We start from the raw sequence: 25,294 nt of genomic DNA on the forward strand, positions 1-25,294 counted from the left end.
TACCCGGCACCATGAACCAGCACGCCCAAGATCCCTACCGAGTGACACATGTATCGGGACTTCAACACTGACAGATGTCATGGGACTGAATAGTTCCGCGCGAACGGAAAGTGTCCAAGATCTCGCGACGCGCGGCCGAAGCACCGCCGAATCGCGGCCGAAGCGCGACGGGCGGTGCAGGACAGCCGGCCTCGAAGGCGGCCAAGCAAAAGATGGCCAAACCGAGGGCGACCACGCCGGGGGCGGCCACGCCGGGGGCGGCCACGCCGAACACGGCCAACCCGAAGCCGGCCACGCCGAACACGACCACGCCGACCAGGACCACGCCGACCACGGCGAGGTGGGGTCACTTGATTACTACGACGGTTAGTAGGCTGTGCCGGTGACCGAGGCAACGACGACCGGGCAGGTCCGGTGGCAAGCGTGAGCGCCGACTCGCCGGTGGACGGCATCGTCGCGACGGTGTCGATCGTGCTGTCGCTGCTCGTCGCGGTGTGGGCGCTGGTGGCCGCGGTACGCCAACGGCCACCGGACCGGGTGCAGTTCATCGGCCTTGGCGTACTCGAAGTGGCATTGCTCGTGTTGAGCGTGCTGGCCCTGGTCGCGGTCGGCGGCGGCGAGCGGCCCGGTGAGCCCGGCGCATTCTTCGGTTATCTGGTCACGCTTGTGTGTCTGCCGCCGTTGGCCTGGGTGCTGGCCCGGATGGAGCCGACCCGTTGGGGTTCGGCGATCGTCTGCGCGGTCTGCCTGGTGGCCCCGGTGGTGGTGGTCCGGTTGCAGCAGACCTGGGAGGTGCTCGGTGGTTGAGACACGACCGGCCGGACGCGCCACGAACGCCGGCCCCGGTCGGCTGCTGATCGCGGTCTACCTGCTCTTCGCCATCGCGGCGACAAGCCGGGCCGGTCTGCAACTCGCCACCAAGTTCGACGAGGCCCCGGTGGCGTACCTGCTCTCGGGGGTGGCGGCGCTCATCTACATCGTGGCGGCGGTGGGGTTGGCCCGGGCCGGGCACACCGGCCGACGGGTCGCGCTGGCCTGCTGTTCCGTGGAGTTGGTGGGGGTGGTCGCGGTCGGCATCCTGAGCCTCGTCGACAAGGAGCTGTTCCCGGACGAGACGGTCTGGTCGCAGTTCGGCAGCGGGTACGGCTACATCCCGCTTGTGTTGCCGGTGCTCGGCCTGATCTGGCTCTGGCGCACCCGTCGCGCCCCCGCCTGAAAGAACGGACCGTCGCGGGCTCAGCCGCCACCTGCGGCAGCGGCAGCGGCCAGCGGCCAGCGACCAGCGACCAGCGACAGCGACCAGCGACAGTGATCCGCGGCGACGAGGGCACCCCTTCCCGAAGGAGCGCCCTCGTCGGGAGGACGTGTCAGTCCCGGGGCCCGCCGGCGACGTAGATGACCTGACCGGAGACGAAGCCGGCACCCTCGCTCGCCAGGAACGAGATGGTGTGCGCGACGTCCTCCGGGAACCCCGGTCGACGCACCGGGATCTCGGACGCCGCGTGCTTCTTGAAGTCCTCGAAGTCGACCTTCACCCGGGCGGCGGTGGCAGCGGTCATGTCGGTGACGATGAAGCCGGGCGCGACCGCGTTGACTGTCACCCCGAACGGCCCCAACTCGATGGCGAGCGTCTTCGTGAAGCCCTGGAGGCCGGCCTTCGCGGCGGCGTAGTTCGCCTGACCCCGGTTGCCCAACGCGGAGGTGCTGGAGAGGTTGACGATTCGCCCCCACTTCCGGTCCACCATGTGCTTCTGGGCGGCCTGGCTGAACAGGAACGCGCCCCGTAGGTGCACCCCCATCACCGTGTCCCAGTCGGCGTTCGTCATCTTGAACAGCAGGTTGTCGCGGAGCACACCGGCGTTGTTGACGAGCACGGCGGGCGCGCCCAGCTCCGCCGCGACCCGGGCCACCGCCGCCTCGACCTGGTCCCGGTCGGACACGTCGGCGCCGACTCCGAGCGCCCGGCCGCCGGCGGCGGCGATGGCGTCCACCGTCTCCTTGGTGGCTGTCTCCTCGATGTCGACCACGGCGACGGCCATTCCGTCGGCGGCCAGCCGCCGGGCGGTGGCCGCGCCGATACCGCGTGCGGCTCCGGTGACGATGGCGACGCGGGGCTCCTCCGACATGATTACCTCCCGGTAACGTGGGGTCGATCGGAGGAGCTTAACGTCAACAGGCCGGCCCCCGGCATAGGCGAATCCACCGGTATCCGTGGCCGGAGACCTTCACCGCGCCCAGCTTGCCCAACTCGCCGTAGCCACGGTCGGTGAGCACGTCGATCGGCATGTCGGCCTCCGGTTCGAGACTGCTCAGGTCCACCTCGACGTCGTCGGTGCCCAGGTTGTGCACGAAGACCATGGTCCCGGTGGGCCCGTCCGCCCGGTGCGTCAGCACGCCGGGCGGCACCGGCACGTCGATGTGGGTGGTCGAGCCGGAGCCGATCTCCGGAGCCTCCCGCAGCGTGCGGATCATGCGCTCGAACCAGGCGAGCAGCGACTTCGGGTCGCTACGCTGGGCGGTGACGTTGATGTTCTGGTAGCCGAACTCACCCTTGTCGATCACCGGGCGGATCAGCTTCTCCGGGTCCGCCGTGGAGAAGCCGGCGTTCGGCTTGTACGACCACTGCATCGGGGTACGGATCGCGTCCCGACCGCGCAGCGACAGGTCCTCGCCCATCCCGATCTCCTCGCCGTAGCGCAGCACGGGCGTGCCGCGCATGGAGAACTGCAGTGCGTACGCCAGCTCGATGCGCCGTCGGTCGTTGCCGAGCATCGGGGCGAGCCGGCGACGGATGCCCCGGTCGTAGATGCGCATGTTCTCGTCCGGGCCGAACTCCGCGTACACCTGGTTGCGCTGTTCGGTCGTCAGCCGGGACAGGTCGATCTCGTCGTGGTTGCGCAGGAAGGTGGCCCACTGCCCACCGACGGGCAGTTTCGGGGTGTCGTGCAACGCGTCGATCAACTGCTCCGGGTCCTGCCGGGCCAGGGAGAGCATGAGTCGCCCGTTGAGCATGAAGTCGAAGAGCATGTGGATCCGGTTGCCCGACCCGCTGGTGTCGCCGAAGAACGTCGGCAGTTGGTCCGGTTCGACGTTCGCCTCGGCCAGCAGGACGGCGTCGCCGCGACGCCACTGCACGTGCTGGCGCATCTCGGTGAGGAACTCGAAGTCCTTCGGGGAGTTCGGGTTGCCCGGCTCGGTCAGCTCGATGATGAACGGCACCGCGTCCATCCGGAAGCCGGAGACGCCGAGCTGGAGCCAGAACGACATGATCTTCTTGATCTCGGCCCGGACCTGCGGGTTGGCGAAGTTGAGGTCCGGCTGGAACTTGTAGAACCGGTGGTAGAACCACGCCTTGGCGGTCCGGTCGTAGCTCCAGGTCTCGTCCTGCTCACCCGGGAAGACCATGCCCTGGTGCCGGTCGGCCGGCTCGGTGTCGGACCAGACGTACCAGTCGCGGTACGGCGAGTCCGGCGAGGACCGGGCGGACTGGAACCACGGGTGCTCGTCGGAGGTGTGGTTGACCACCAGGTCGATGATCACCCGGATGCCCCGGTTCTGGGCCTGGTGCAGCAGCTCGGCGAAGTCGCCGAGGGTGCCGAAGCGCGGGTCCACGTTGTAGAAGTCGGTGGCGTCGTAGCCGTCGTCGCGGTTGGGCGACGGGTGGATCGGGTGCAGCCACAGGCAGGTCACGCCGAGCCGGGCCAGGTAGTCGAGCCTCCCGATGAGCCCACGGATGTCACCGACCCCGTCGCCGTCGGAGTCGGCGTACGTGTCGATGTCGAGGCAGTAGACGACGGCTTCGGAATACCAACGGTCACCCATGCCGGAGGAACATCTCCGTTCGATCACCGCGGCAAACCCTTGGCTATCGTGCCTGTCATGGGAAACGACCTCGTACCGCCGAGCGAACCGTTGGACTGGTCTGCGGGCCGGTGGCTGCACCCGCCCGTACGCGTCGAGGAGGGCCCGACCGGCCAGCTCGTCGTCGAACCGGCGGCGGAGAGCGACTTCTGGCGGCGGACCAGCTACGGGTTCGTCCACGACAACGGCCCGGCGCTGCTGGCCCCCCTGCCGGTCGGCACCGCCACGGAGGTGAGTTTCCGGCTCGACTTCGCGGAGCAGTTCGACCAGGCCGGTGCGTTCGTCCGTGTCGACGAGCGGACCTGGACCAAGGCCGGCGTCGAGATCAGCGACGGTGAGGCGCAGGTCGGCGCGGTGGTGACCCGGGAGTTCTCCGACTGGTCGGTGGCGCCGGTGCCGCAGTGGGTGGGCCGGGAGGTGACCGTCCGGGTCAGCCGGGCCGGCGACGCGCTGACCGTCCGCGCCCGCGCCGACGACGAGCCGTGGCGACTGGTCCGGCTCACCCCGCTGGATCCGGCGGCCGAGGCGGTGGCCGGGCCGTTCTGCTGTGCGCCGTCGCGCGCCGGCCTGACCGTGGTGTTCACCGGCTGGCGGCAGGGGCCGGCGGACGCCGCGCTGCACCCCGAGGTGTAGCAATCGCCTTACCGGGTAAGACCTTCTGATCCCCGACAGCCGACCGGAAGGACGACCATGGCGTACGCCCAGAGTGGCGACCCGGCCGAGTTCACCGGGTTGACCGGTTGGGTGGCCTCGGTGATCGAGGTGATGGGCCCGGTGGGCGTGGCGCTGTTGGTGGCGTTGGAGAGCATCGTCCCGCCGATCCCCAGCGAGATCGTGTTGGCGCTCGCCGGCTTCCTGGCCCACGAGGGGCAGTTCAACGTCCTGCTCGTGATGCTTGCCGCGACGGTCGGCTCGCTCGTCGGCGCGCTGGTGCTGTACTGGCTCGGCGCGGCGCTCGGCGAGGAGCGGCTCAAGCGGTGGTTGGACCGCATCCCGCTCGTCGACAGCGACGACCTGGAGAGGGCCGACAAGTGGTTCGAGCGGCACGGCCGGTGGGCGGTGCTGATCGGTCGGGTGGTGCCCGTCGTCCGCAGTCTGGTCTCCGTTCCGGCCGGGGCCAACCGGATGCCGCTGGGCGAGTTCATCCTGTTCACCACGATCGGCAGCGGCGTGTGGAACGGTCTGATCGTCGGGGCCGGCTACGGGCTCGGGAGCCGTTGGCAGGACGTGGCGCGCTACAGCGACTGGTTCAACTACGCGATCGGCGCGGTCTTCGTGGTGATGGTCGCCAGTTGGGTGATCCGCAAGGTTCGCAAGCGCCGGGAGCGCGACGACCGGCGGTCGGTGACCGCCGGTCGCTGATCCGCGTCTTACCTGTCGGCCGGCGCCGCCACGGCCTGCGGCCGGCGCAGGATCGCCTGCTCGACCGCCGACCACACGCTCGTGGTCACGAGATAGATGACCGCGGCGAGCGGCAGCACCAGCGCCACCAGCACAGTCGTGAACGGCAGCAGGGGCAGCAGCCGCCCGAGCACGGCCGCCCCCGGCCCCTCGGTGGGCGTACCGGCCACCGTGCCGACGGCCGCCGACGCACGCCGTGCCCGCCGCGACGACCACCAGGCCACCGCGACCAGCACTGCCAGCAGTACGGCGAAGAGCGGGCCGGCCGCCCCGGTCACACCGTCGGTGAGGTGGTGGCCCAGCGGCACCCCGGCGAGCCGCTCGTCGAGCAGCCCGGTGCCGCCCTCGTTGGTGCTGAACAGCCGGTAGAGCACGAGCAGGAACGGCGCCTGGAGCAGCAACGGCAGGCAGCCGGTGATCGGGTTGGCGCCGGCCTCCCGGTACAGCGCGAACACCTCGCGCTGAAGCGCCGCCGGGTCGTCGGCGTACCGCCGCTGGAGGTCGCGCACCTGCGGGGCGAGCGCCGCGCGGCGCCGCTCGCCGCGGACCTGCGCGACGGTGAGCGGCGAGATCAACAGCCGGACGGCGATGGTGAACAGCACGATGGCGGCGGCGGTCGCCATGCCGCCGGCGAGCGGTGCGAGCAGGTCGGTGAGCCAGGACAGTGCCGTGCCGGCAGCGCCGACGACGTCGTGCAGTGGTGCGAAGGCAAGCATGGACAACCCCTCGGGTCCGATTCCGGTGGGGTCCTCCCCTGAGCGACGGCCGACAGCACGAGCGACGCTCGACAGGGGGACCGGTGACGGCGGGATCGGCCGCGTGGCGGCGTGGCGCTACGCGGCCGAGGGGTGTCCCGGTGCACGGGGGCGAGGGCGACCGGCGGCGTCCGGGTCGATCTGCCGGGGCATTCGGCGACCACGGGACCGGGCCCGCAGCCCGGCCCACCGCGGCCCGGTGCCGGGCGTGCCCGATCTGCCGAGCACCCGCGCCGCGAGCACCACGGCGAGCAGCACCAGGGCGGTCAGCGCGGCACCCGCGAGCAGGTCGGTCGGACGGCCGGCGAGCAGGGTGAGCTGGGCGAACGCGACCATCCACGCGACCCCGACAAACCCCAGTGGCACCGGCACGGGCTCAGCATAGGACCCGCTGTCACGTCGTCTCGCCGAAACCGGCGGCACGCCCGGGCACGGCAAGCCACGCCACGTTTCCCGGTGTCGCCACGTTGGGTAACCAGACAGGGCACCGACGCGGATGGACCGCGAACGGTAGGAACGGACGGTGGTGTCGATGACCGGTCAGGTGGCGGAGGCGCCCAGCGAGATGGCTGGGGCGACCGGATTGCTCACCGTGGGTGTCGAGGAGGAGTTCCTGCTCGTCGACCCGCACACCGGGGCCGCGGTCCCGGCCGTCGACCTGGTGATGGAGCAGGTGCCGGCCGAACTTCGCGGGCAGGTGGAGCGGGAGTTCCAGACCAGTCAGATCGAGATCGGCAGTCCGCCCGGCCTGGAGCTTTCGTCGATCAGGCACTCCCTCGGCGTACTGCGGCGGGCACTCTCCGACGCCGCCGAGCGGGCCGGCGTACGCCTACTCGCCATCGGCACGGGTCCGGTGGACGGTCCGGTGCCGCCGGTGGTGGACAAGCCCCGCTTCGACCGGATGATCGAGCGGTTCCGGCTGCTCGTCCCGGGTCCGGGCAACAACGGCATGCACGTGCACGTCGGTGTCCCCGATCCGGAGACCGGTGTGCAGGTGCTCAACCACGTACGCCCCTGGCTGCCGATGCTGCACGCGATGACCACCAACTCCCCGTTCTCCCGGGGCGAGGACACCGGTTACGCGAGTTGGCGCTCGGTGGAGTGGGAGCGCTGGCCCTCGGTGGCGCCGACGCCGTGGCTGGAGTCGCACGAGCACTACCAGCGGCTGATCCGTCAGTTGATCTCCAGTGGGGTGATGCTCGACGAGGGGATGCTCTACTGGTACGCCCGCCTGTCGGCGAAGTACCCGACGGTGGAGCTGCGGATCGGCGACGTCTGCCCGTCGGTGGACGACGCGGTGCTGGTCGCCGCCCTGGTGCGGGCCCTGGTGGCCACCGCGATGGCCGATGTCGAGGCCGGCCGGCCGGCGTTGCAGACCGACCACCACCTGCTGGTCGGGGCACACTGGCGGGCCGCGCACGACGGCCTGGAGGGCGACGCCGTCGACGTCACCACCGGCGAGGTGCGCCCGGCCTGGGAGTTGCTGGACCGGTTCGTCGAGCGGCTGCGGCCGGCGCTGGAGCAGCACGGCGACTGGGCCGAGGTCACCGACCTGCTGGGTGGGTTGCGTCGGCACGGCAGCGGCGCGGCCCGGCAGCGCGCGGTGTACGAGCGCACCGGCCGACTCACCGACGTGGTGCAGGACGTCGCACGACAGACCCGTGGCTGATCACGACGTGACAGGATGAGGCCGTGGCGCAACGGCTGATCGTTATCGGCGGGGACGCCGCCGGCATGTCGGCGGCGTCCCAGGCCCGACGCCGCCGCGACCGCGACGACCTGGAGATCGTGGTCTTCGAGCGGGGCCACTTCACCTCCTACTCGGCGTGTGGCATCCCGTACTGGATCAGTGGTCTGGTGGACGGCCCGGAGGCGTTGATCGCCCGGGACCCGGAGACGTTCCGCACGAAGTACGCGATGGACGTCCGGCTGCGCCACGAGGTCACGGCCATCGACCTGGACCGCCGCGAGGTGGTCGCCCGGGACCTGGAAGGCGGCGGCGAGGTCCGCGAGCGCTTCGACGACCTGATGTACGCCACCGGCGCGGTGCCGGTGCAACCGCCCTGGGCGGCCACCGACGCGGGCGGCGTGTTCGGCATGCAGACCCTCGACGACGGGGCGGCGCTGCGCGAGTGGCTGGACGCCGAGCCGCGGCCGGGCCGGGCCGTGGTGGTCGGCGGCGGCTACATCGGCGTCGAGATGGCCGAGGCGCTGATCCTGCGCGGCCTGTCGGTGACCCTGATCGAGGCGGGCTCACAGCCCATGGCGACCGTCGACGGCGACATGGCCGAGCTGGTCGCCGCCGCGATGCGCGACGTGGGTGTCACGATCCGTACCGACCTGCCGGTGACCGGCCTGGACCAGCGGGACGGCCGGGTGTCCGCGGTGGTCACGGCCGAGGGGCCGATCCCGGCCGACGTCGTGGTCCTGGGCCTGGGAGTACGCCCCAACACCGCGCTCGCCGAGGCTGCCGGTTTCCCGATCGGGCCGACCGGAGGAATCCGGGTGGACCGCCGGATGCGGGTGGCCGGGTTGTCCGGCGTCTGGGCGGCGGGCGACTGTGTGGAGACGTTGCACCGGGTCAGCGGGATGCCTGTGCACGTGCCGCTGGGCACGCACGCCAACAAGCAGGGCCGCGCGGCCGGGATCAACATCGGCGGCGGGTACGCCACCTTCGCCGGCGTGATCGGCACGGCCGTGACGAAGGTCTGCGACCTGGAGGTGGGGCGCACCGGCCTGCGGGAGCGGGAGGCCACCCTGGCCGGCTTCGACTTCGTCTCGGTGGTCGCCGAATCGACGAACCGGGCCGGCTACTACCCCGGCGCGCGGCCGATGACCGTCAAGTTGATCGCCGAACGGCCCAGCGGCCGGTTGCTCGGCGCGCAGATCGTCGGCTGGTCCGAGGCGGCCAAACGGATCGACACGCTTGCCGTGGCACTCTGGAACGGCATGACGGTGGACGATATGACATCACTGGACCTGGGCTACGCTCCGCCGTACGCGCCGGTGTGGGATCCGGTGCTCGTCGCCGCCCGGAAGGCGGTCGACGCGCTCGCTGCCCTCGACCGCTGACCGGTGCCCGCCGTGGAGGACCACCCGTGACCCAGACTCCGACCCGGCCGACGACGCGTCGGCGCCCGACGATGGTCGACGTGGCCCGGCACGCCGGGGTCAGCCTGAAGACGGTCTCCCGGGTGGTCAACGACGAGCCGGTGGGTCAGGAGCTGGTCAACCGGGTGCTGGCGGCCATTGCCGAGCTGGGTTTCCGGCGCAACGACATCGCCCGCAACCTTCGGTCCCGGCAGCTCAACGCCACGGTGGGGCTGCTCATCGAGGAGATCGCCAACCCGTTCTACGCGACGATCGCCAGTGTCGCCGCCGAGATCGCCGCCGCCCACGGCACGATGCTGATCACCGCCTCGTCGGAGGAGGATCCGGAGCGGGAACGCGCCCTGCTCCAGGACTTCACCCAGCGTCGGGTCGACGGGCTGCTCGTGGTGCCGGCGGGCCTCGACCACTCGTTCCTGAGGCGCGAGGTGGAGCTGGGGATGCCCGTGGTGTTCCTGGACCGGCCGCCGCAGGGGCTGCACGCCGACGCCGTGTTGTTGGACAACCGGGGCGGCAGCCACGCCGGTGTCGGCGCGTTGCTCGACCAGGGGCACCGCCGGATCGGCCTGCTGCTCGGCGCGCCGAGCGTGCCCACGATGCGCGAACGACTGGCCGGGGCGCGGGCGGCGCTGGCCGGGGCCGGGGTCGACGCGGACGATTCGCTGATCTGCGAGCGGCTCATCGCGCCCGAGGAGGCCGGGCGGGCGGTCGCCGCGCTGCTCGACCGGGCGGACCCGCCGACGGCCTTCTTCTGCGCCAACAACCGGCTCACCGTCGGCGCGCTCCAGGAGCTGCACCGCCGGGGCAGTGCCGCCGCGCTTGTCGGCTTCGACGACTTCGAACTGTCCCACCTGATGCCCCGGCCGCTGACCGTGGTCGCCTACGACACCCGAGAGCTGGCCCGGGTAGCCACCGAGCGGCTGTTCCAGCGAATCGCCGGCGACGACGACACCCCGCCGTCCACCACGGTCCTCCCCACCAAACTCCTCAAACGAGGCCTAACCTAACCCGCCCCCACCCCGCCCTCGCCCTCGCCCTCGCCCTCGCCCTCGCCCTCGCCCTCGCCCTCGCCCTCGCGATCTTGCACTTTCGGTTGTCGTTTCGCCCGAGATAGGGCGGTTCATCACCGCAGAAAGTGCAAGATCGCGGGGCAGGGTGGGGGCAGGGGTTACGGGGTCGGGGTGAGGAGGGCTTGGACTTCTGCTTTGCGGGGCGGGTCGGCGCCTTGGCGGGCGCAGGTCAGCGCGGCCACCGTCGCGGCCTGTCGGAGCACCGCGTCCCACTGCTGCTCGGTCACCCCGGCGAGCCGGTCGGCCGGCCGGTCGCCGAGCGCGTCGAGGTCGGCCAGCGCGGCCAGCAGGCCGCCGGTGAACGAGTCACCGGCCCCGACGGTGTCGACCACTGTGGTGCGTACCGCCGGTTGCTCGTACAGCGATCCGTTCGGGGCGAGCAGCCAGACGCCCTCGCCACCCCGGGTCACCAGCGCGCAGGACACCCCGGCGTCGCGCCACTCGGCCAGCACGTCGCCCACCGACCGGTCCGGGTAGAGCCAGGCCAGGTCCTCGTCGCTGGCCTTCACCAGGTTCGCGAGGGGCACCTGGCGTCGTACCCTGGCCTGCTCGGCCGCCCGGTCGGTGACGATGCTCGGCCGCAGGTTGAGGTCGATCGAGACGGTGAGCCCGTTCCGGCGGTGTTCGCGGGTGAGCAGGTCTTCCAGCACCTGCGCTCCGGGCGCCAGCGCGAGCGCGAGGGACCCGGTGTGCAGCGCGGTCGCCGGCGCCCCGGTCAGGTCGGGCAACTCCTCCGGCGTCCACTGCCAGTCCGCGGTGCCCGCCAGCCGGAACTCGTAGCTGGCCTGCCCGTTGGCGTCCAACGTCGCCACCGCCACCGAGGTGGGCTCCGGGGCGCGGACCGCCCAGTCCAACTCCACCCGGTTGGCGCTGAGGTGCGCGGCGAGCTGCCGACCGTACTCGTCGGCGCCGAGCCGGGCCAGCAGCCGCACCGGCTGGTCGAGCCGGGCCAGGGTGACGGCCACGTTCGCCGGGGAGCCACCCGGCACGGCCCGCTCCCCGTCGGCGGTGACCACCAGGTCGATGAGCGCCTCACCCGCGACCACGATCATGCGGTCACCTCGCCCGGCGCGAGCGGGCCGGGGCCACCGAGCCCGGTGGCCGAGCGGGACAGCAGCACCGCCTGGTACGCGTGGTAGACGTCCGGCCGACCGTGCCAGACCGTGTCGGCGGGCAGATTCCGCGCGTCCAACTCGTGCCGCCAGCCGGTGCCGTCGACCAGGTAGCGGCGCGCGTACGCCCAGAAGGCCCGGTACCAGTCGGCGTAGACGTCGTCGCCGGTGCGGCGGTGCAGGGTCACCGCCGCCCCGATGGCCTCGGCGAGCACCCAGTGCATCCGGGAGCGCACCACCGGCCGGTCGTCCCAGTCGATCGTGTAGACGAAACCGTCGGCGCCGTCCACGGCCCAGCCCCGGCGTACGGCGGCGGCGAACAGGTGACGGGCGTCGGTGAGCAGCCAGCGGGGCGGATGCGGCAGGACCGCCTCCAACTCCAGCAGCAGCCGGGCCCACTCCAACCAGTGGCCCATCGTCGAGCCGTACGGCCGGAACTGGTCGGCGGGCTGGTCCCGGTTGTAGTCGAGCTGCGGCGTCCAGTCGGCGGTGAAGTGCTCGGGCAGCCGCCAGTCGTGCCGGGCGGCCTCGGTGTGCACCAGGTGGTAGGCGATCCGCAGGGCGCGGTCGGCCCAGTTAGCGTCGCCGGTGGCGGCGGCAGCGGCGAGGAACGCCTCGACCATGTGCATGCTGCTGTTCGCGCCGCGGTAGTCCTCGGTGACCGTCCAGTCCCGGTTCCACGATTCGCGGACCGCGCCCACCTCGTCGTCCCAGAACCGGTCGCGCACCACGGTCAGCACGTCGGCGAGCAACTCCTCCGCGCCGGGCCGGCCGGCGCGCGCGGCGCTGGATGCGGCGAGCAGCACGAACGCGTGGTCGTAGCCGGCCTTGCGGTCGTCGACGGGCGTCCCCTGCTGGTCCACCGCGCCGAACCAGCCGCCGTACCGGTCGTCGCGCAGCAGGGTGCCGAGCGCGGCGATTCCGTGGTCGACAAGGGCGGCGGCGTCCGGGTCGCCGCCCAGGTGGGCGAGGGCTGCCACGTGGGTCATCCGGCAGGTGATCCAGGTGTACACCGGTTCGCCACGATCCGGGGTGCGGTCGTCGGTCAACCACCAGAAGCCGCCCTCGGCCCGGACCGCGCGGCGGGCCGTGTCGAGCAGCGTGCGGGTCTGGTCGGCGAGGAAGTCGTCCAGGTCGGGTAGGTCGGGTGACCCTGCGGGAGCCGGGGTCGTGGTGGCGTCGGGTCGGGGCACGTCGGTCATCTCAGCTGGTCACCGTCGGGTAGGAAAGGGACATACGGCCAGGATCGGCGGACGGACCGGGTCCGCGCCGCAAAACCGTCAACGGTACGGCCTCACGCCGCAGGCGCAACGAAGGATCATGAGCGTTTTCCTCCTGTTTGCCCGTTGACATCGTTGTCACAACTCAACCCTGCTCCGACAGCCGGCCGACTGTCAATTCCGGCCCGCCACGCTGGCTGGTCCCCACAATTCATCGGGCGCCCCCGAGGTCGGTCAGGCCGATCTCGGCGGGGGGAAGGTCTTGGATGTCCGGGCCGGCACGCAGACCCTCGAGCATGAGGATCAGGAAGCGGTCCACGCTGCGTTGGGTGAGTTCGGCGCGCAGACCGGGCAACGGCCGCAGCAGCAGCGCCATCATGAGGGTCAGGTCGCCGGCGTCCACGTCGCGACGCAGATCACCGTCGGCCTGGGCACGGCGGACGAGCCGGTCGAGGATCTTCAGCAGGGCTTGACGCAGCCGCTGCTCCTCGGGCTCGGCGTGCAGTTGCTCCCAGGTGCTGGTGAACCAGATCGACAGCCAGGTGGCCAGCCGCAGCTCGGCGGCGGCCCGGCGGATGAAGCGTGCCAGCGCACGCCACGCGTCCGGCTCCTCGTCCTCGGCATCGCGCGCGATGGCGACCACACGGTCGAAGCCGTCAAGTGCCACCCCGCGCACCAGAGCCTCACGGTCGGGGAAGCGGCGATAGAGGGTGGCGGCCCCGACACCGGCACGGCGGGCCACCTCCTCCATCGGCACGTCGACCCCGCGTTCGGCGATGAGCGCGCGGGCGGCCTCGATGATCTGCTCGCGGTTGTGCCTGGCGTCGGCCCGGAGCCGAGGGCTCTCGTTCTTCACCCAGCCAGTATACGGATGGAAGTCTTTCACTTACACTGCGCAAGTGGAGGAACAACTATCACTTAGGAGTCCGCCGATGACCACAGAACGGGCATTGACCCAGATGCTGCACCGGATCGGCCACCACGGGCGCGTGGCAGCCGATGTGGAGACGCTGTTCGCCCTGCATCAGGACTGGCGGCAGACCGTGCCGTACGAGAATCTCGACATCCAGCTCGGCCGGCCGATCGCCCTCGACGCGGAGGCCCTCTTCGACAAGCTCGTGCGGCGTCGGCGCGGCGGTTACTGCTACGAGCAGAACGCCGGTCTGGCCATGCTGCTGCGTCTGGCCGGCTTCCAGGTGACCATGGTGGAGGCCGCGGTCCTGCGCGCGACCCGAGGCGAGGCGATGTGGGGCAACCACAACGCGCTCCTGGTCGACCTCGACGATCGACGCTGGCTGGCTGACGCCGGCATCGGCGACGGGTTCGTCCAGCCACTGCCGTTACGGGAGGGCCCGCACGTGCGGGGACGCCTGACCTACCGGCTCGAGCGGCTCGACCCGGACACCTGGCGCTTCCACCACCACCCCGGCGGCACCATCGCCTCCTACGACTTCCGCCTCCGGCCACGGGACATCGCCGACTTCGCCGCCCACTCCCGGGACATGTCCACGTCCCCGACCTCGGCCTACGTCACCACACTCATGGCCGCCCGGCCGACCGCCGACCAGACCCTGATCCTGCTGTCCCGGACGCTGCGCCGGCTGGGCGCCGACGCCAGCGCCCCCCACACGATCACCGACGTCGACGAATTCGCCCGGACGCTTGCCACGCACTTCCTCGTCCCCCTCGACGACCTCGGCCCGGACGGCGTCGCGCGCCTCTGGCAGAAGGCAGGCGCGCAGGACGACCTGTGGCGCGCACGCGTCCGCAACACGTCCTGAGTTTGGGCGGCGGCCCTCGTCAGGACGTGGACGACGCGTGGTCGCGGGGCGCGGTGGACAGCAGCGTGGTCCAGTCCTGGGCGGCGGCCCAGTCGGCGAAGCCGTGCCAGCCGACCTCCGGGTAGTCGCGACGCAGTCCGACAACGTCGAGGTGCAGGCCGACATCGGTGAAGTACGCGAACATCGCCGCCAGGTCGGTGGACCACTGTCGTACGCGGGCCAGGGGCACCCGCCGGTGCTCGATAGCGGCGCCGATGGCACCGGCGAGGATCTCGGCCATCTCCGCGGGCGTGCGCTGATCGGAGGCGATGTCGATCCGACGGCCGGCGAACTCGCCGGCGCGCCCCAGCACGAGCGCGGCGAACGCGCCGATGTCGATCGCCGGAATGAGGGCGAGCGGCTGGTCGGCGGGCATCGGCCACGCGAAGACGCCCTCGCGCAGGCCGTCGAGGGTCCAGCCGCTGGCGTAGTTGTCCATGAACGCCGCCGGCGCGATGATCGTCCACGGCACGCCGGAGTCGCGCAGGTGCCGTTCGACGAGGCACTTGCTCTCGTAGTGCGGGACGCCGGTGCCCCGGTCGGCGTGCGCGACAGTGGTCAGCACGACGTGGTCGAGGCCAGCGGTTGCCGCGGCGTCGACGAGGGCCGTGCCGTGCCGGACCTCGGTGGCCAGGTCGGTGCCGAACGGGGTGGTCACCGCGAACAGCGAGTCGGCTCCGGCGAGCGCGGCGTCCAGGGAGGCGCGGTCGCCGAAGTCGGCTCGGCGCACCTCGGCGCCGAGATCGCGCAGGACGTCGGCGGCCGGGGAGGTGGGTTGGCGGGTGAGCGCGCGTACCCGGTGGCCGGCCTTCAGCAGGGCGCGGGCCGTGGCCCCGCCCTGCGCTCCGGTGGCACCGCTGACGGCAACGGTGAGCATGAGTCCTCCTGAGGTAAGATAGCTGCGTGACGCATTAACTGCGCCACGCAGCAGACTAGGAAGAATCGCTGCGTCGCGCAACTAATTCGGAGGTGATGTGGGTGACCCCACCGCGTCGGGCCCGGCTGTACGAGGAGTTGTCGACGGCGTCCCGTCGCTATCTGGCCTCGTATGTGCTGTTCAACCAGGCCATCGCCGACCACCTCGGCCTCCATCCGACCGACGTGCAGTTCCTGAGCCTGCTCACCGCGGCGCCGGGTCCGCGCACGGTGCGAGAGATCGCCGAGATGACCGGCCTGACCACGGGCTCGGCCACCCGCCTGGTCGACCGACTGGAACGCGGTGGCTACGTGGAACGCACGCCCGACCGGGAGGACCGCCGCCGGGTGCTGGTCAGCCCCGTGCCGGAGCGCGTCGACCGGGTCACGGCGGTCTGGGACGACCTCGGCCAGTCCTGGCAGGCGATCCTCGACGACCACACCGACGAGGAGCTTGAGGTGATCACCCGCCACCTGGCGCGCGCACACGACCTGAGCCACGCCCAGATGGGTTATCTGCGCTCCCGGCCGAAGCCCGACTGAGCCGCGACGGCAGCCCTTACCGGTCCGATCAGTAGTAGTCGTCGATCGGCTGACGCGCCTCGTCGAACAGCGCCGGCCCCTCGTAGCGGACCGGAGGCAGCGGCGGGGTGGCCGGCTTGACCTCCTCGAACTGCTCCCCGGACAGGGCGTACACCACACGCCCGAGCCCGGAGCGGTCGATCGCCGTCGCGCACATCGGGCAGGGCTGGCAACTGGTGAACATGGTGGTGCCGGCGGCCACGTCGGGCGCGAGTTCCCGGGCGGCCCAGCGGGCCAGCTTGAGCTCCGGATGGGCGGTGATGTCCGAGTCGGAGACCACCGTGTTGTGGTCCTCGATCAGGACCGTGCCGTCCGCGCCGACAAGCAACGAACCGAACGGCCGCTCGCCGGCAGCCCCCGCCTGGCTGGCGATCTCCACGGCACGGCGGAGAAACCTCTCGTCGTCGGGCGTCATCGAACCTCCTGGGTCTTGGCGTACGCGGCCACGGCCGCGAGGGTCCGCCAGGCGCGTTCGGGTTGGCGGATCTCGGCCAGGTCACCGTTGAACGGGTCGAGCACCACCGCCTCCGCGCCGAGCAGCCGGATCTGGTCGAGGTCGGCGATGATCTGCTCGATGGTGCCGACACCGGCGAGCCGGTCCGGGGCGGTGACCGGATCGCGGGTCTCCTGCAGCGCGATGCGCGGCACCAGCGCCGGCGCGGGAAGGCCCAGCTCGTCGGCGACGGCGCCGAGGCGCCCGGCCGCGTCCGCGAGGTCGCCGGGCGTGAGACGCAGCGGATGCCACGCGTCGCCGAGTCGAACGGCGCGACGCATGCCCGCGTCGCTGTTGCCGCCGACCCAGATCGGGATCGCCGGGCTGTCGTAGTCGTCGGTGTCCTGCCAGGCGTCGCGCATCGCGCGCAGATGGTCGTCGGTCAACGCGCCGCGCCGTTGGAACGGCACGCCGAGCGCCTCGAACTCCTGCCGGGCCCAGCCGACCCCGACCCCGAGGACGAGCCGGCCGCCGCTGAGCCGGTTGAGGTTCGCCGCCATCCGGGCGGTGAGCAGCGGGTGCCGGTACGGGACGATGAGCACCGTGGTGCCCAGCCGGACCCGGCGGGTCATCCCGGCCAGCCAGGACAACGTGGTGAACGGCTCGTAGAACGGCGTCGGGTACTGCTGGGCCACGTCCGGGGTCACCGCGATGTGGTCGGAGACCATCAGCAGGTCGAACCCGAGGCCCTCGACCGTCTGCGCCCACCGTCGCAGCACGTCGGGGTCGGTGCCCGGGCCAAAGTTCGGGACGTTCACGCCGATCTCCACGGGCCATACGCTAGCCACTGTGGACGAGCGTGGGAACGCCCTGCACCAGGATGGCCGGATGGAGCTGCCCGAGGGCCTCGACTGGGTAGGCGCAACACCGGCCGGTCGGGCCTGGCTCGCCACCCTCCCGACGCGGCTGGCGGAGTGCGCCGAGCGGTGGTCGCTGCGACTCGGCCCACCCTTCCGACAGGCCCACGCCTCGCTGGCGCTTCCGGCGGACCTACCGGACGGCACGGCTACGGTGCTGAAGCTCCAGTACCCGGACGACAGCCGGCACGAGGCCGACGCGCTGGCCCACTGGGACGGCGACGGCGCGATCCGGCTGCTCGCACACGATCCGGAACGACGCGCCCTGCTCGTGGAGCGCTGCCGGCCCGGCAGTCCGCTGCACGAGTTGCCGATGGACCGGGCGCTGGACGTGGTGACCGGGCTGCTCCCCCGGCTCTGGCGACCCGCTGGCACACCGTTCACCCCGCTCGCCGAGGAGGCCGCCGGCTGGATCGACCGGATGCCCCGGGCCTGGGAGCGGGCCGGCCGCCCGTACGAGCGGCGGCTGCTGGACGCGGCGCTCGCCCTGCTCACCGCTCTGGTGTCGAGCCAGGGCGAGCAGGTGCTCGTCAACCAGGACCTGCACGCCGGCAACGTGCTCGCCGCCGACCGGGAACCGTGGCTGGCGATCGACCCGAAGCCGCTGACCGGCGAACGTGAGTTCTCGGTCGTGTCGATGGTGCGTGGTCCGGAGCTGGGCCACTCACCGGCCGCCGTCCGGCACCGGCTGCGCCGGCTCAGCGCCGACCTCGGACTGGACCGGGATCGGGTGTGGGGTTGGACGATCGGGCACACGCTGGCCTGGAGCGTCGCCGACGACGGCGTCTTCCCGCACCAGATCGAGGTGGCCCGCTGGCTGCTCGACGGGCAGTGACGCACGCTGGGCGATCGAGCGGGTGGTCACGCCCGATCCTTGGCGACCAAGCCCATGATCGTGTCCGCACCTGGGCGACCAAGCCATGATCGCGCCCACTCCCGGGCGACCAGCCCATGATCGTGCTCGATCATTGTTGTCGTGGTATCTGCGCGCCGGGAGGCCACTACAACCTTGTTGCAGCACGATCAAGCGCGGGGCGGGGGCCGGCAACCCCGTTGCAGCACGATCAAGCGTGTGACGGGGCCGGCTTCGGCGGATCAACCGGCCTGGCAGGTACGGCACCAGTAGAGGTTGCGCCCGGCCAGCTCACCGCGGCTGACCTCGGTGCCACAGACGTGGCAGGGCGCGCCGGGGCGGCGGTAGACGTACACCTCGCCACCGTGCCGGTCCACCCGGGCCGCCCGGCCCATCGCCTCCGGCAGGTGCGCGTCCCGCACGGTGTCGATCCGGCCGTGCGCGACCGCGAGCCGCATCAGCCCGACCAGGTCGGTCCAGAGCGCGTCCCAGCCGGCGCGTCCCAGCCGGCGGCCGGGCATCGTCGGCGGCAGTCCGGCCCGGAACAGCGCCTCGGTCACGAAGATCAACCCGGTGCCGGCCACCACCGACTGGTCGAGCAGCAGCGCCGCGAGGGGTGTCGGGCTACGCGAGATCCTCCGGTACGCCCGCTCCGGGTCGGCGTCGGCACGCAGCGGATCCGGTCCGAGGCGGTCCCGCAGTGCGGCCACCTCGGGTGGGGTGATCAGCTCGCAGGCGGTGGGCCCCCGCAGGTCCAGCCAGTGTCGATCGCTGGCCAGCCGCAAGCGCACCTGACCGACGGGCTCGGGCGGCTCCCCCGACCCGTCGGTGAACTTGCCGTACAACCCGAGGTGCACGTGCAGGGTCAGCTCAGGGGCGTAGTGGTGTAGCAGGTGCTTGCCGTACGCCTCGGTGCCCTCCAACACGATGCCGGAGAGCCGGGCCGCGCCATCGGCGAAGCGACCCTGCGGGCTGGCGGCGTGCACCTTGTCCCCGGCGAACAGCTCGGCGTGCCGGGCCGCCAGGCGGTGGATCGTGTGTCCCTCTGGCACAAGCGCCAAGGATAGCCAGCGCCGCCCGACCGGGCCGCGCACCGATCCACGCGGGCCCCGCCGCCGCGCAGGTCGACCCAGGCCCCGCCGCCGCGCAGGTCGATCCGGGCCCCGCCGCCCCACAGGTCGATCCGGACCCAACCGCCGCGCAGGTCGACCCGGGCCCCGCCGCCCCACAGGTCGACCCGGACCCAACCGCCGCGCAGGTCGACCCGGGCCCCGCCGCCCCACAGGTCGACCCGGACCCAACCGCCGCGCAGGTCGACCCGGGCCCCGCCGCCGCGCAGGTCGACGCGGGCCCTCGCTGCGCAGGTCGACGACGCGAGCCTTCGCCGCGCAGGTCGACGCGTGCCTCCCGCTCCGCAGGTCGACGCCGTCCCCCGGGCCCGCAGATCGACTCGGGTTTCAGGAAGGTGGGGTGTTCAGGTGGGCGGAACGGCCCGACTTGCGGGAAGGCGAGTCGATCAGGGTGGAGGGGTCGGTCAGCTCCAACGCTGGGCGCGGATGCCGCCCACGAACGCGGCCCAGGTGGCGGGAGCGAAGGCCAGCGCCGGGCCGGTCGGGTCCTTGCTGTCGCGTACGCCCACGACGCCGGGCAGGTTGTCGGCCACCTCGACGCAGTTGCCGCCGCTCCCGCCGCTGCGGGTGCTCTTGCGCCAGGTCGCACCGGAAAGGTCAGTCATGATGCTCCTCGATGATCGAAGTGATCATTTTCTCTGATTCTGCCTCACTCGGGGCGAGGGCTTCCAGGTCCGACCAGACATGTTCGTACGCGGCCACCTCGGCCGACTTGTCCAGATAGAGCGCCCCGGTGATGTTCTCCACGTAGACGGTGGTCGGCTCGGTGGACGCCCTCCCGAACGCCTGCGGGAAGTCCAGCAGGACGAAGGTGCCACTCTCGCTGGCCAACGGCGGCCCGGCCGCGAGCGGCAGGACCCGCAGACTCACCGTCGGCAGCGCGGCAACGTCGAGCAGGTGCCGCAACTGCTGCGCCATCGCCCGGCGGTCGGGGATCGTGCGCCGCAGCACGGCCTCGCTCAGGACGACCCGCAGGGTGGGAGCGGTGGGCAGCCGGCGCACGAGGATGCCCTGCCGTTGCAGCCGGATCTCCACCAGCTTCTCCCGATCCTCCTCCCGCATCGTCGGGTTCTTCCGGCGGAACAGCTCGCTGGCGTACTCCCGGGTTTGTAGGAGTCCGGGAATTAACTCGGCGTCATATTGGCGCAGGGTCGAGGCGGAGGATTCCAGCCCGACGTACAGCGAGAACCACGACGGGACGACATCGCCGTACGAATGCCACCAGCCCCCGGCGCGAATCTCCTTCGCCAGCCCGGCAACAATCTCGCCCATGGCCTCGGGCACCCGATAGAGAGCACACATCGCGCGGGCGTCCACCACGCGGACGGGGACCAACCCCTTCTCGATGCGCCACACCTTCTGCCGTGAGCAGTCCAGCGCGTCGGCTGCGGCGTCCAGCGAGACCGAGGCATCCTCACGGAGCTGCGTGAGCAGCCGTCCGAGCTGCCGCCGAGGGACCGTGGACCCGCTTGTTTCATCCGTCATGCAACATCACCGCGTCCCTCCTGCAACATCGAACGTTTCGCCCCGTACGCAATTCTTTTCCATTCCTCGTGCGTCAATATGGCCTGACATTAGGGCGGCGGTGCGGATTGCACAAGGTGGCCAGCGTGGAACATGCTGTCACGCGTTGGCACCTCCCATGAAACAGCATCGGGAATAGCGTCAGCACAAGACCGTTATTGCGTGGAAGGACACCGCCATGCGCGTGTCGTACAACGAATACCTCTTGGTCACCGCGCTGACCTTCGCCCGTCGACACCGGCCCGTGTGGAGTTGGGTGCGCTGGCGCACCGTGTGCCGCTGCGGTGCGGAACTGCCCTGCCGGGCCCGCCACCGCATCCCGATCAATCGCGGCCACTGGCCGACATGACCGAGTGGAAGCCCGGCGACCTGCTGCTGATCGGCGGGGCGTGCTCGGTGCAGTTCTCCGGCGAGCGGGCGCTGCGCCTTCGGCTGGTGAGTGTCGATCCGCGTCCGACGTACCACGGATGGGTTTGGCTGACGGGCTACGTACTGAATGGCAAGGGCCTGGCCGTCGACAGGCGGGAGGTGTTCGTGCAGCAGGCCGGGGTGCGGTTGCTCCCTGCCGCGCCTCCGCCGGCCACGCCCGCGCCCAGGTCGAACAGGTCGGCGCGGCCCGGCGCTGATCGACTCGGCATCGCCGGCGCTGATCGACTCGGCATCAAGGAAACCGGGCGGTCCCAGTGAGCCGGACACCCCGACTTCCTGCAAACCGAGTTGATCACCGCTGAGGCCCGGTCACGGCCCGGGCGTGGGGGCTCACGGCCCGAGCGTGGGGGCCCCGTACCCGGGATTGGTGTCAGGAAACGCCCAGGTGGGTAATTCAGGACGGAACCGCGTGGGTGCCACCCCTTCCATCGGCCACCACGCATTTATCAGGAGGTGTGTAGTGGTCAGGATTCCTTCGCTGTCCCGCCGGTCCGAGCCGGCACCGACGCGGGACGAGAACCTCGACGGCCGCGTTGACGGCCGCGACACCCAGGTCGCCGGCCGGGACAGCACGGCGGCCAGCGACGCGGGCCGGTCCGACGACGTCGCCGGCCGGCCGGTGGTCACCGACCGGGACGCCGACCAGACGACGTACCGCAGTGCCGCCGCGCCCAGCGGCCAGCTCGGCGAGGCCGAGCGACGTGCCGCCGAGCGGGCCGCGGTGGCCCGAGCCGCTACCGCCCGCCCGATCGACGGCGAGCCCCGCACCGGCACCGCACGCCCAGTGGTGACCGAGGCCCGGCCCGGCACCGCCCGTCCGCAGAGCGAGTCCCGGACCGGCCGGGCGGCGGAGACCGAGTCCCGGACCGCCGGCCCGCTGGAGACCGAGTCCCGCACCGCCGGCCCGCTGGAGACCGAGTCCCGCACCGGCACCGCCCCGACCCTGGCGCGCACCGCCGAACGGGACGCCGACCTCGACACCACCACCCGCCGGCCCGACGCGACGGACGGGGTCACCACCGGCCGCCCGGTCGACCCGACCCCGGGTGAGACCACGCCGGAGCCGCCGGTGACCCGTGGCCCGAAGCCGCGAGCCAGCCTGCTCGCCACTCTCGGCCTGATCGTCTCCGTCGCCGGTGCGCTGTTCGTGCTGACCGGCACCCTGGCCGGGTACGGCATCGGGCTCGGCGCGTTCGGCGCGGTGCTCGCGGTGCTCGGCCTGATGGCCACCCGCCGCCGGCACGTCGCCGGCAAGACCGACGCGCTCTTCGGCGTGCTGATCGGCCTGGCCGCGGTGGTGATCGGGGTGCTCGCGATGACCGGGCAGTTCGACTGGCCGACCACCGACGGCGACTGGGTGGCACGCTTCCGGGAGTGGCTTGACTCACAGTTTGTCGATCGTTTCTAGCGGGCACTGTTCCGCTCGCCGGTGATGCACCGGCAAATAACCGGCGGTTCGCCGGCAGCCCGATCTCATCCGGTGGTTCACCGGCCGGGCAACACCCTTTCAGGGGCGGCGATTCGCCGCCCCTGAAGTGTTTTCCGGGCCGTGATCGACTCAGCTTCCGGAAACTCGGGGTGTCCCGGCCGCTCCGACACCGCGCTTTCCTGCAACCCGAGTCGATCACGGCCGGCGCATCCCGATCACGGCCCGCACCCCACCATGGCCCGCGCACCCCCGACCAACGGCCCGCGCCCGACCACGGCCTGCACCCTGACCACGGCCCGCGCACCCCGGCCACGGCCCGCGCGCCGGGCGTGGCCCGCGCATCCCGACCAACGACCCGCACCCCACCACGGCCCGCGCCCTAACCACGGCCCGCGCCCCGATCACGGCCCGTGCGCCAGGCGCGGCACGCGCTGACACAACGAATCGCTCCTGCTGACCGCTGACACGCAATGAATGTTCGGTCTGCGCAACTCTCGGTGGTGGATCCTGCCGCTGGGGCCGCATAGCGTTGAGCCACGGCGCCAGCCCGTGGGCCACGGTGGCCGGGCGCGCCCAACCCCTGGGAGCAGGACAATGACGATGGACGCCACCAGCCAGCGCCTGTTGATGTGCCGGCCGACGTACTTCGCCGTCGACTACGCGATCAACCCCTGGATGGACCCGAGCGGCCCGGTCGACGCCGCGCTCGCCGTCCGGCAGTGGGAGAAGCTCCGCCAGACGTACCTTGACCTGGGCCACACCGTCGAGGAGATCACTCCGGTGCCCGGCCTGCCCGACATGGTCTTCGCCGCCAACGGTGGCACCGTGATCGACGGCAAGGCGATGGCCGTGCAGTTCCGCGACCCGCAGCGCGCCGACGAGGCGCCGGCCTACCGGGCCTGGTTCGAGGACGCGGGCTTCGAGATGTACGACCCGAAGCACGTCAACGAGGGCGAGGGCGACGTCCTGCTGGCCGGCGACCACCTGCTGGCCGGCACCGGCTTCCGCACGGCGCACGCCTCGCACGCCCAGTTGCAGGAGGTCTTCGGCTACCCGGTGATCACCATGCAACTGGTCGACCCCCGCTTCTACCACCTGGACACCGCGCTGACCGTGCTCGACGAGCGGACCGTGGCGTACCTGCCGGAGGCGTTCTCTCCCGGCAGCCAGGCCGTGCTGCGCCGGCTCTTCCCCGACGCGGTGCACGCCACCATGGCCGACGCCGAGGTGCTGGGGCTGAACGCGGTGAGCGACGGACGGCACGTCGTGCTGCCCGCGCAGGCCACCGACCTGGCCGCCAAGCTGCGCGACCGGGGCTACGAAACCATCGGTGTCGACCTCTCCGAGCTGCGTAAGGCCGGCGGCGGACCGAAGTGCTGCACGCTGCGACTCCGTCAGGGAAAGGCAAGCAAGTGATCGAGGACATGCTGCGGACCCCGTCCGCCGTCCGGGACGCGGAGAAGTACACCGCGCACAACTACCACCCGCTGCCGGTGGTGATCTCGTCCGCCGAGGGCGCCTGGCTCACCGACGTGGACGGCAAGCGCTACCTGGACTGCCTGGCCGGCTACTCGGCGCTGAACTTCGGCCACCGGCACCCGCAGCTCATCGCCGCCGCGCACGCACAACTGGACCGGCTCACGCTGACCAGCCGGGCGTTCATCCACGACCAGTTCGCCGACTTCTGCCGGGAGCTGGCCGAGCTGTGCGGCAAGGACCTGGTGCTGCCGATGAACACCGGGGCCGAGGCCGTGGAGACCGGGATCAAGGTGGCCCGCAAGTGGGGCTACCAGGTCAAGGGCGTGCCCGCCGGCCAGGCCAACATCGTGGTCGCGGAGGGCAACTTCCACGGCCGGACCACCACCATCGTGAGCTTCTCCACCGACGAGGACGCGCGCGCCGACTTCGGGCCGTACACCCCGGGGTTCACGGTCGTGCCGTACGGCGACCTGGACGCCCTGACGGCCGCGATCGACGAGAACACCGTGGCCGTGCTGTTGGAGCCGATCCAGGGCGAGCAGGGCGTGGTGGTGCCACCGGAGGGCTACCTGCCGGGTGTACGCCAGGTCTGCACCGACCGCGACGTGCTCTTCATCGCCGACGAGATCCAGTCCGGTCTGGGGCGTACCGGCAAGACCTTCGCCTGTGACCACGAGGGCGTCGTGCCCGACATGTACCTGCTCGGCAAGGCGCTCGGCGGCGGCATCATCCCGGTCTCCGCGGTGGCCGCGAACGCCGACGTGCTGGGCGTGCTCAAGCCCGGCCAGCACGGCTCCACCTTCGGCGGCAACCCGCTCGCCTGCGCGGTCGCCATCGAGGTGGTCCGGCTGCTGGCCACCGGCGAGTTCCAGCGCCGCTCGGCCGAGCTGGGTGAGCGGCTGCGGACCGGCCTGGAGGGGCTGGTCGGCAAGGGCCTGGTCGGGGTACGCGTCCGTGGCCTGTGGGCCGGTCTGGACATCGACCCGGCGTTGATGAGCGGGCGGGAGGCGTGCGAGCGGCTCGCCGCCCGTGGTGTGCTCGCCAAGGACACCCACGGCTCCACCATCCGGCTCGCCCCGCCCCTGGTCATCACCGAGGAGGAGATCGACCTGGCGGTGGCGACGCTGGCCGAGGTGCTCGCCGGCTGACGCACCGCCCCGCCGAACCAGCGTTGATCATGGAGTTATTGCCACGACACGCCGCAGTGCCGGGCAATAACTCCATGATCAACCGGGGTTCGGGCCGGGACCGGGCCA

The 25,294-nt window shown here is 71.6% G+C and carries 29 protein-coding genes; 15 read left to right on the forward strand and 14 right to left on the reverse strand.

Annotated elements, in window-relative coordinates; genetic code table 11:
- Positions 1 to 61: 61 nt before the first annotated feature.
- On the reverse strand, positions 62 to 334 hold the full coding sequence (locus ACGFH8_RS25925) for a hypothetical protein (protein WP_393371789.1): 273 nt from the start codon (positions 332 to 334) through the stop codon (positions 62 to 64).
- A gap of 80 nt (positions 335 to 414) precedes the next feature.
- Here ACGFH8_RS25925 and ACGFH8_RS25930 point away from each other — a divergent pair, with 80 nt between their 5' ends.
- On the forward strand, positions 415 to 807 hold the full coding sequence (locus ACGFH8_RS25930; protein WP_393371792.1) for a hypothetical protein: 393 nt from the start codon (positions 415 to 417) through the stop codon (positions 805 to 807).
- The gene (locus ACGFH8_RS25935) at positions 800 to 1,216 is read left to right on the forward strand and encodes a hypothetical protein (protein WP_393371795.1); all 417 of its coding nucleotides are present in this window, start codon (positions 800 to 802) and stop codon (positions 1,214 to 1,216) included. The genes ACGFH8_RS25930 and ACGFH8_RS25935 overlap by 8 nt, the downstream gene beginning before the upstream one ends.
- A 151-nt stretch (positions 1,217 to 1,367) precedes the next feature.
- Here the strand turns inward: ACGFH8_RS25935 and fabG are convergent, their stop codons facing one another.
- Both fabG and ACGFH8_RS25945 read right to left on the reverse strand, forming a co-directional pair.
- The gene (gene fabG, locus ACGFH8_RS25940; protein WP_393371797.1) at positions 1,368 to 2,126 is read right to left on the reverse strand and encodes a 3-oxoacyl-ACP reductase FabG; all 759 of its coding nucleotides are present in this window, start codon (positions 2,124 to 2,126) and stop codon (positions 1,368 to 1,370) included.
- Between the two features lie 43 nt (positions 2,127 to 2,169).
- Positions 2,170 to 3,822: an alpha-amylase family protein gene (locus tag ACGFH8_RS25945; RefSeq protein WP_393371800.1), complete on the reverse strand. Its 1,653-nt coding sequence runs from the start codon at positions 3,820 to 3,822 to the stop codon at positions 2,170 to 2,172.
- A 57-nt stretch (positions 3,823 to 3,879) separates the two neighbouring features.
- Between ACGFH8_RS25945 and ACGFH8_RS25950 the strand changes: the two genes are divergently transcribed.
- Positions 3,880 to 4,494, forward strand: a complete 615-nt coding sequence (locus ACGFH8_RS25950) for a DUF1349 domain-containing protein (protein WP_393371803.1) — start codon at positions 3,880 to 3,882, stop codon at positions 4,492 to 4,494.
- Positions 4,495 to 4,551: 57 nt separating this feature from the next.
- On the forward strand, positions 4,552 to 5,223 hold the full coding sequence (locus ACGFH8_RS25955) for a DedA family protein (RefSeq protein ID WP_393371806.1): 672 nt from the start codon (positions 4,552 to 4,554) through the stop codon (positions 5,221 to 5,223).
- 8 nt (positions 5,224 to 5,231) lie between these two features.
- Here ACGFH8_RS25955 and ACGFH8_RS25960 read toward each other — a convergent pair whose 3' ends face one another.
- Positions 5,232 to 5,978, reverse strand: a complete 747-nt coding sequence (locus ACGFH8_RS25960; RefSeq protein ID WP_393371808.1) for a YidC/Oxa1 family membrane protein insertase — start codon at positions 5,976 to 5,978, stop codon at positions 5,232 to 5,234.
- A 117-nt stretch (positions 5,979 to 6,095) separates the two neighbouring features.
- Entirely contained in the window at positions 6,096 to 6,389 is a 294-nt protein-coding gene (locus ACGFH8_RS25965; RefSeq protein ID WP_357246498.1) for a DUF6412 domain-containing protein, read from the reverse strand.
- Between the two features lie 160 nt (positions 6,390 to 6,549).
- On the opposite strand from ACGFH8_RS25965, the gene ACGFH8_RS25970 reads away from it, so the two are divergent.
- From ACGFH8_RS25970 to ACGFH8_RS25980, 3 genes are all read left to right on the forward strand, one after another.
- Positions 6,550 to 7,686: a glutamate--cysteine ligase gene (locus ACGFH8_RS25970; RefSeq protein WP_393371811.1), complete on the forward strand. Its 1,137-nt coding sequence runs from the start codon at positions 6,550 to 6,552 to the stop codon at positions 7,684 to 7,686.
- Between the two features lie 23 nt (positions 7,687 to 7,709).
- Complete coding sequence (locus ACGFH8_RS25975) at positions 7,710 to 9,089, forward strand: FAD-dependent oxidoreductase (RefSeq protein WP_393371814.1); 1,380 nt, start codon at positions 7,710 to 7,712, stop codon at positions 9,087 to 9,089.
- Positions 9,090 to 9,160: 71 nt separating this feature from the next.
- Positions 9,161 to 10,132 (forward strand): LacI family DNA-binding transcriptional regulator, encoded by a 972-nt coding sequence (locus ACGFH8_RS25980; protein ID WP_393372418.1) that lies wholly within the window; start codon positions 9,161 to 9,163, stop codon positions 10,130 to 10,132.
- Between the two features lie 161 nt (positions 10,133 to 10,293).
- On the opposite strand, the gene ACGFH8_RS25985 is transcribed toward ACGFH8_RS25980, so the two are convergent.
- The 3 genes from ACGFH8_RS25985 to ACGFH8_RS25995 all read right to left on the reverse strand — a co-directional run bounded on the left by ACGFH8_RS25985 (position 10,294) and on the right by ACGFH8_RS25995 (position 13,383).
- Entirely contained in the window at positions 10,294 to 11,247 is a 954-nt protein-coding gene (locus tag ACGFH8_RS25985; protein WP_393371817.1) for a carbohydrate kinase, read from the reverse strand.
- Positions 11,244 to 12,509 (reverse strand): AGE family epimerase/isomerase, encoded by a 1,266-nt coding sequence (locus ACGFH8_RS25990; protein WP_393371820.1) that lies wholly within the window; start codon positions 12,507 to 12,509, stop codon positions 11,244 to 11,246. Before ACGFH8_RS25990 ends, ACGFH8_RS25985 begins: the two co-directional genes overlap by 4 nt.
- Positions 12,510 to 12,738: 229 nt before the next feature.
- On the reverse strand, positions 12,739 to 13,383 hold the full coding sequence (locus ACGFH8_RS25995; RefSeq protein ID WP_393371823.1) for a TetR/AcrR family transcriptional regulator: 645 nt from the start codon (positions 13,381 to 13,383) through the stop codon (positions 12,739 to 12,741).
- A 76-nt stretch (positions 13,384 to 13,459) separates the two neighbouring features.
- Here ACGFH8_RS25995 and ACGFH8_RS26000 point away from each other — a divergent pair, with 76 nt between their 5' ends.
- Complete coding sequence (locus ACGFH8_RS26000; RefSeq protein ID WP_393371826.1) at positions 13,460 to 14,308, forward strand: arylamine N-acetyltransferase; 849 nt, start codon at positions 13,460 to 13,462, stop codon at positions 14,306 to 14,308.
- 19 nt (positions 14,309 to 14,327) lie between these two features.
- Here ACGFH8_RS26000 and ACGFH8_RS26005 read toward each other — a convergent pair whose 3' ends face one another.
- Complete coding sequence (locus ACGFH8_RS26005; RefSeq protein ID WP_393371829.1) at positions 14,328 to 15,224, reverse strand: NmrA/HSCARG family protein; 897 nt, start codon at positions 15,222 to 15,224, stop codon at positions 14,328 to 14,330.
- A gap of 101 nt (positions 15,225 to 15,325) precedes the next feature.
- On the opposite strand from ACGFH8_RS26005, the gene ACGFH8_RS26010 reads away from it, so the two are divergent.
- Entirely contained in the window at positions 15,326 to 15,805 is a 480-nt protein-coding gene (locus ACGFH8_RS26010; RefSeq protein ID WP_393371830.1) for a MarR family winged helix-turn-helix transcriptional regulator, read from the forward strand.
- A 28-nt stretch (positions 15,806 to 15,833) separates the two neighbouring features.
- Here ACGFH8_RS26010 and ACGFH8_RS26015 read toward each other — a convergent pair whose 3' ends face one another.
- Positions 15,834 to 16,259 (reverse strand): nucleoside deaminase, encoded by a 426-nt coding sequence (locus ACGFH8_RS26015; RefSeq protein WP_393371832.1) that lies wholly within the window; start codon positions 16,257 to 16,259, stop codon positions 15,834 to 15,836.
- Positions 16,256 to 17,107 (reverse strand): LLM class flavin-dependent oxidoreductase, encoded by an 852-nt coding sequence (locus tag ACGFH8_RS26020; RefSeq protein ID WP_393371834.1) that lies wholly within the window; start codon positions 17,105 to 17,107, stop codon positions 16,256 to 16,258. Before ACGFH8_RS26020 ends, ACGFH8_RS26015 begins: the two co-directional genes overlap by 4 nt.
- 19 nt (positions 17,108 to 17,126) lie before the next feature.
- Here ACGFH8_RS26020 and ACGFH8_RS26025 point away from each other — a divergent pair, with 19 nt between their 5' ends.
- Positions 17,127 to 18,029, forward strand: a complete 903-nt coding sequence (locus tag ACGFH8_RS26025; RefSeq protein ID WP_393371835.1) for an aminoglycoside phosphotransferase family protein — start codon at positions 17,127 to 17,129, stop codon at positions 18,027 to 18,029.
- Positions 18,030 to 18,289: 260 nt separating this feature from the next.
- Here ACGFH8_RS26025 and ACGFH8_RS26030 read toward each other — a convergent pair whose 3' ends face one another.
- From ACGFH8_RS26030 to ACGFH8_RS26040, 3 genes are all read right to left on the reverse strand, one after another.
- A complete protein-coding gene (locus ACGFH8_RS26030) occupies positions 18,290 to 19,099 on the reverse strand; it encodes an Fpg/Nei family DNA glycosylase (protein WP_393371837.1) in 810 nt (269 codons plus the stop codon).
- Positions 19,100 to 19,581: 482 nt separating this feature from the next.
- Positions 19,582 to 19,782: a DUF397 domain-containing protein gene (locus tag ACGFH8_RS26035; RefSeq protein ID WP_393371840.1), complete on the reverse strand. Its 201-nt coding sequence runs from the start codon at positions 19,780 to 19,782 to the stop codon at positions 19,582 to 19,584.
- Positions 19,775 to 20,662: a helix-turn-helix domain-containing protein gene (locus ACGFH8_RS26040; protein WP_393371842.1), complete on the reverse strand. Its 888-nt coding sequence runs from the start codon at positions 20,660 to 20,662 to the stop codon at positions 19,775 to 19,777. The genes ACGFH8_RS26035 and ACGFH8_RS26040 overlap by 8 nt, the downstream gene beginning before the upstream one ends.
- A 217-nt stretch (positions 20,663 to 20,879) precedes the next feature.
- Between ACGFH8_RS26040 and ACGFH8_RS26045 the strand changes: the two genes are divergently transcribed.
- The 5 genes from ACGFH8_RS26045 to rocD all read left to right on the forward strand — a co-directional run bounded on the left by ACGFH8_RS26045 (position 20,880) and on the right by rocD (position 25,186).
- On the forward strand, positions 20,880 to 21,050 hold the full coding sequence (locus ACGFH8_RS26045; RefSeq protein WP_393371845.1) for a hypothetical protein: 171 nt from the start codon (positions 20,880 to 20,882) through the stop codon (positions 21,048 to 21,050).
- On the forward strand, positions 21,047 to 21,388 hold the full coding sequence (locus tag ACGFH8_RS26050; protein WP_393371848.1) for a hypothetical protein: 342 nt from the start codon (positions 21,047 to 21,049) through the stop codon (positions 21,386 to 21,388). The genes ACGFH8_RS26045 and ACGFH8_RS26050 overlap by 4 nt, the downstream gene beginning before the upstream one ends.
- A gap of 202 nt (positions 21,389 to 21,590) precedes the next feature.
- The gene (locus ACGFH8_RS26055) at positions 21,591 to 22,538 is read left to right on the forward strand and encodes a thrombospondin (RefSeq protein ID WP_393371851.1); all 948 of its coding nucleotides are present in this window, start codon (positions 21,591 to 21,593) and stop codon (positions 22,536 to 22,538) included.
- 621 nt (positions 22,539 to 23,159) lie between these two features.
- Positions 23,160 to 23,975 (forward strand): dimethylargininase, encoded by an 816-nt coding sequence (gene ddaH, locus ACGFH8_RS26060; protein WP_393372421.1) that lies wholly within the window; start codon positions 23,160 to 23,162, stop codon positions 23,973 to 23,975.
- Positions 23,972 to 25,186, forward strand: coding sequence for an ornithine--oxo-acid transaminase (gene rocD / locus ACGFH8_RS26065; protein WP_393371854.1), 1,215 nt, complete (start codon positions 23,972 to 23,974; stop codon positions 25,184 to 25,186). The genes ddaH and rocD overlap by 4 nt, the downstream gene beginning before the upstream one ends.
- Positions 25,187 to 25,294 lie beyond the last annotated feature (108 nt).

Origin of the sequence: Micromonospora sp. NPDC049175, assembly GCF_043197345.1 — a bacterium.
GTDB lineage: Bacteria > Actinomycetota > Actinomycetes > Mycobacteriales > Micromonosporaceae > Micromonospora.

What these genes read in the sequence shown, in the direction of transcription:
- ACGFH8_RS25945 (WP_393371800.1), bottom strand. Translation starts at nt 3,822, where the DNA reads ATGGGTGACCGTTGGTATTCCGAAGCCGTCGTCTACTGCCTCGACATC.
- ACGFH8_RS26045 (WP_393371845.1), top strand. Translation starts at nt 20,880, where the DNA reads ATGCGCGTGTCGTACAACGAATACCTCTTGGTCACCGCGCTGACCTTC.
- ACGFH8_RS25980 (WP_393372418.1), top strand. Translation starts at nt 9,161, where the DNA reads ATGGTCGACGTGGCCCGGCACGCCGGGGTCAGCCTGAAGACGGTCTCC.
- ACGFH8_RS26000 (WP_393371826.1), top strand. Translation starts at nt 13,460, where the DNA reads ATGACCACAGAACGGGCATTGACCCAGATGCTGCACCGGATCGGCCAC.
- ddaH (WP_393372421.1), top strand. Translation starts at nt 23,160, where the DNA reads ATGGACGCCACCAGCCAGCGCCTGTTGATGTGCCGGCCGACGTACTTC.
- ACGFH8_RS25985 (WP_393371817.1), bottom strand. Translation starts at nt 11,247, where the DNA reads ATGATCGTGGTCGCGGGTGAGGCGCTCATCGACCTGGTGGTCACCGCC.
- ACGFH8_RS25970 (WP_393371811.1), top strand. Translation starts at nt 6,550, where the DNA reads ATGACCGGTCAGGTGGCGGAGGCGCCCAGCGAGATGGCTGGGGCGACC.
- ACGFH8_RS25990 (WP_393371820.1), bottom strand. Translation starts at nt 12,509, where the DNA reads ATGACCGACGTGCCCCGACCCGACGCCACCACGACCCCGGCTCCCGCA.
- ACGFH8_RS26035 (WP_393371840.1), bottom strand. Translation starts at nt 19,782, where the DNA reads ATGACTGACCTTTCCGGTGCGACCTGGCGCAAGAGCACCCGCAGCGGC.
- ACGFH8_RS25955 (WP_393371806.1), top strand. Translation starts at nt 4,552, where the DNA reads ATGGCGTACGCCCAGAGTGGCGACCCGGCCGAGTTCACCGGGTTGACC.
- ACGFH8_RS26005 (WP_393371829.1), bottom strand. Translation starts at nt 15,224, where the DNA reads ATGCTCACCGTTGCCGTCAGCGGTGCCACCGGAGCGCAGGGCGGGGCC.
- ACGFH8_RS26015 (WP_393371832.1), bottom strand. Translation starts at nt 16,259, where the DNA reads ATGACGCCCGACGACGAGAGGTTTCTCCGCCGTGCCGTGGAGATCGCC.
- ACGFH8_RS25960 (WP_393371808.1), bottom strand. Translation starts at nt 5,978, where the DNA reads ATGCTTGCCTTCGCACCACTGCACGACGTCGTCGGCGCTGCCGGCACG.
- fabG (WP_393371797.1), bottom strand. Translation starts at nt 2,126, where the DNA reads ATGTCGGAGGAGCCCCGCGTCGCCATCGTCACCGGAGCCGCACGCGGT.
- ACGFH8_RS26050 (WP_393371848.1), top strand. Translation starts at nt 21,047, where the DNA reads ATGACCGAGTGGAAGCCCGGCGACCTGCTGCTGATCGGCGGGGCGTGC.
- ACGFH8_RS25950 (WP_393371803.1), top strand. Translation starts at nt 3,880, where the DNA reads ATGGGAAACGACCTCGTACCGCCGAGCGAACCGTTGGACTGGTCTGCG.
- ACGFH8_RS26040 (WP_393371842.1), bottom strand. Translation starts at nt 20,662, where the DNA reads ATGACGGATGAAACAAGCGGGTCCACGGTCCCTCGGCGGCAGCTCGGA.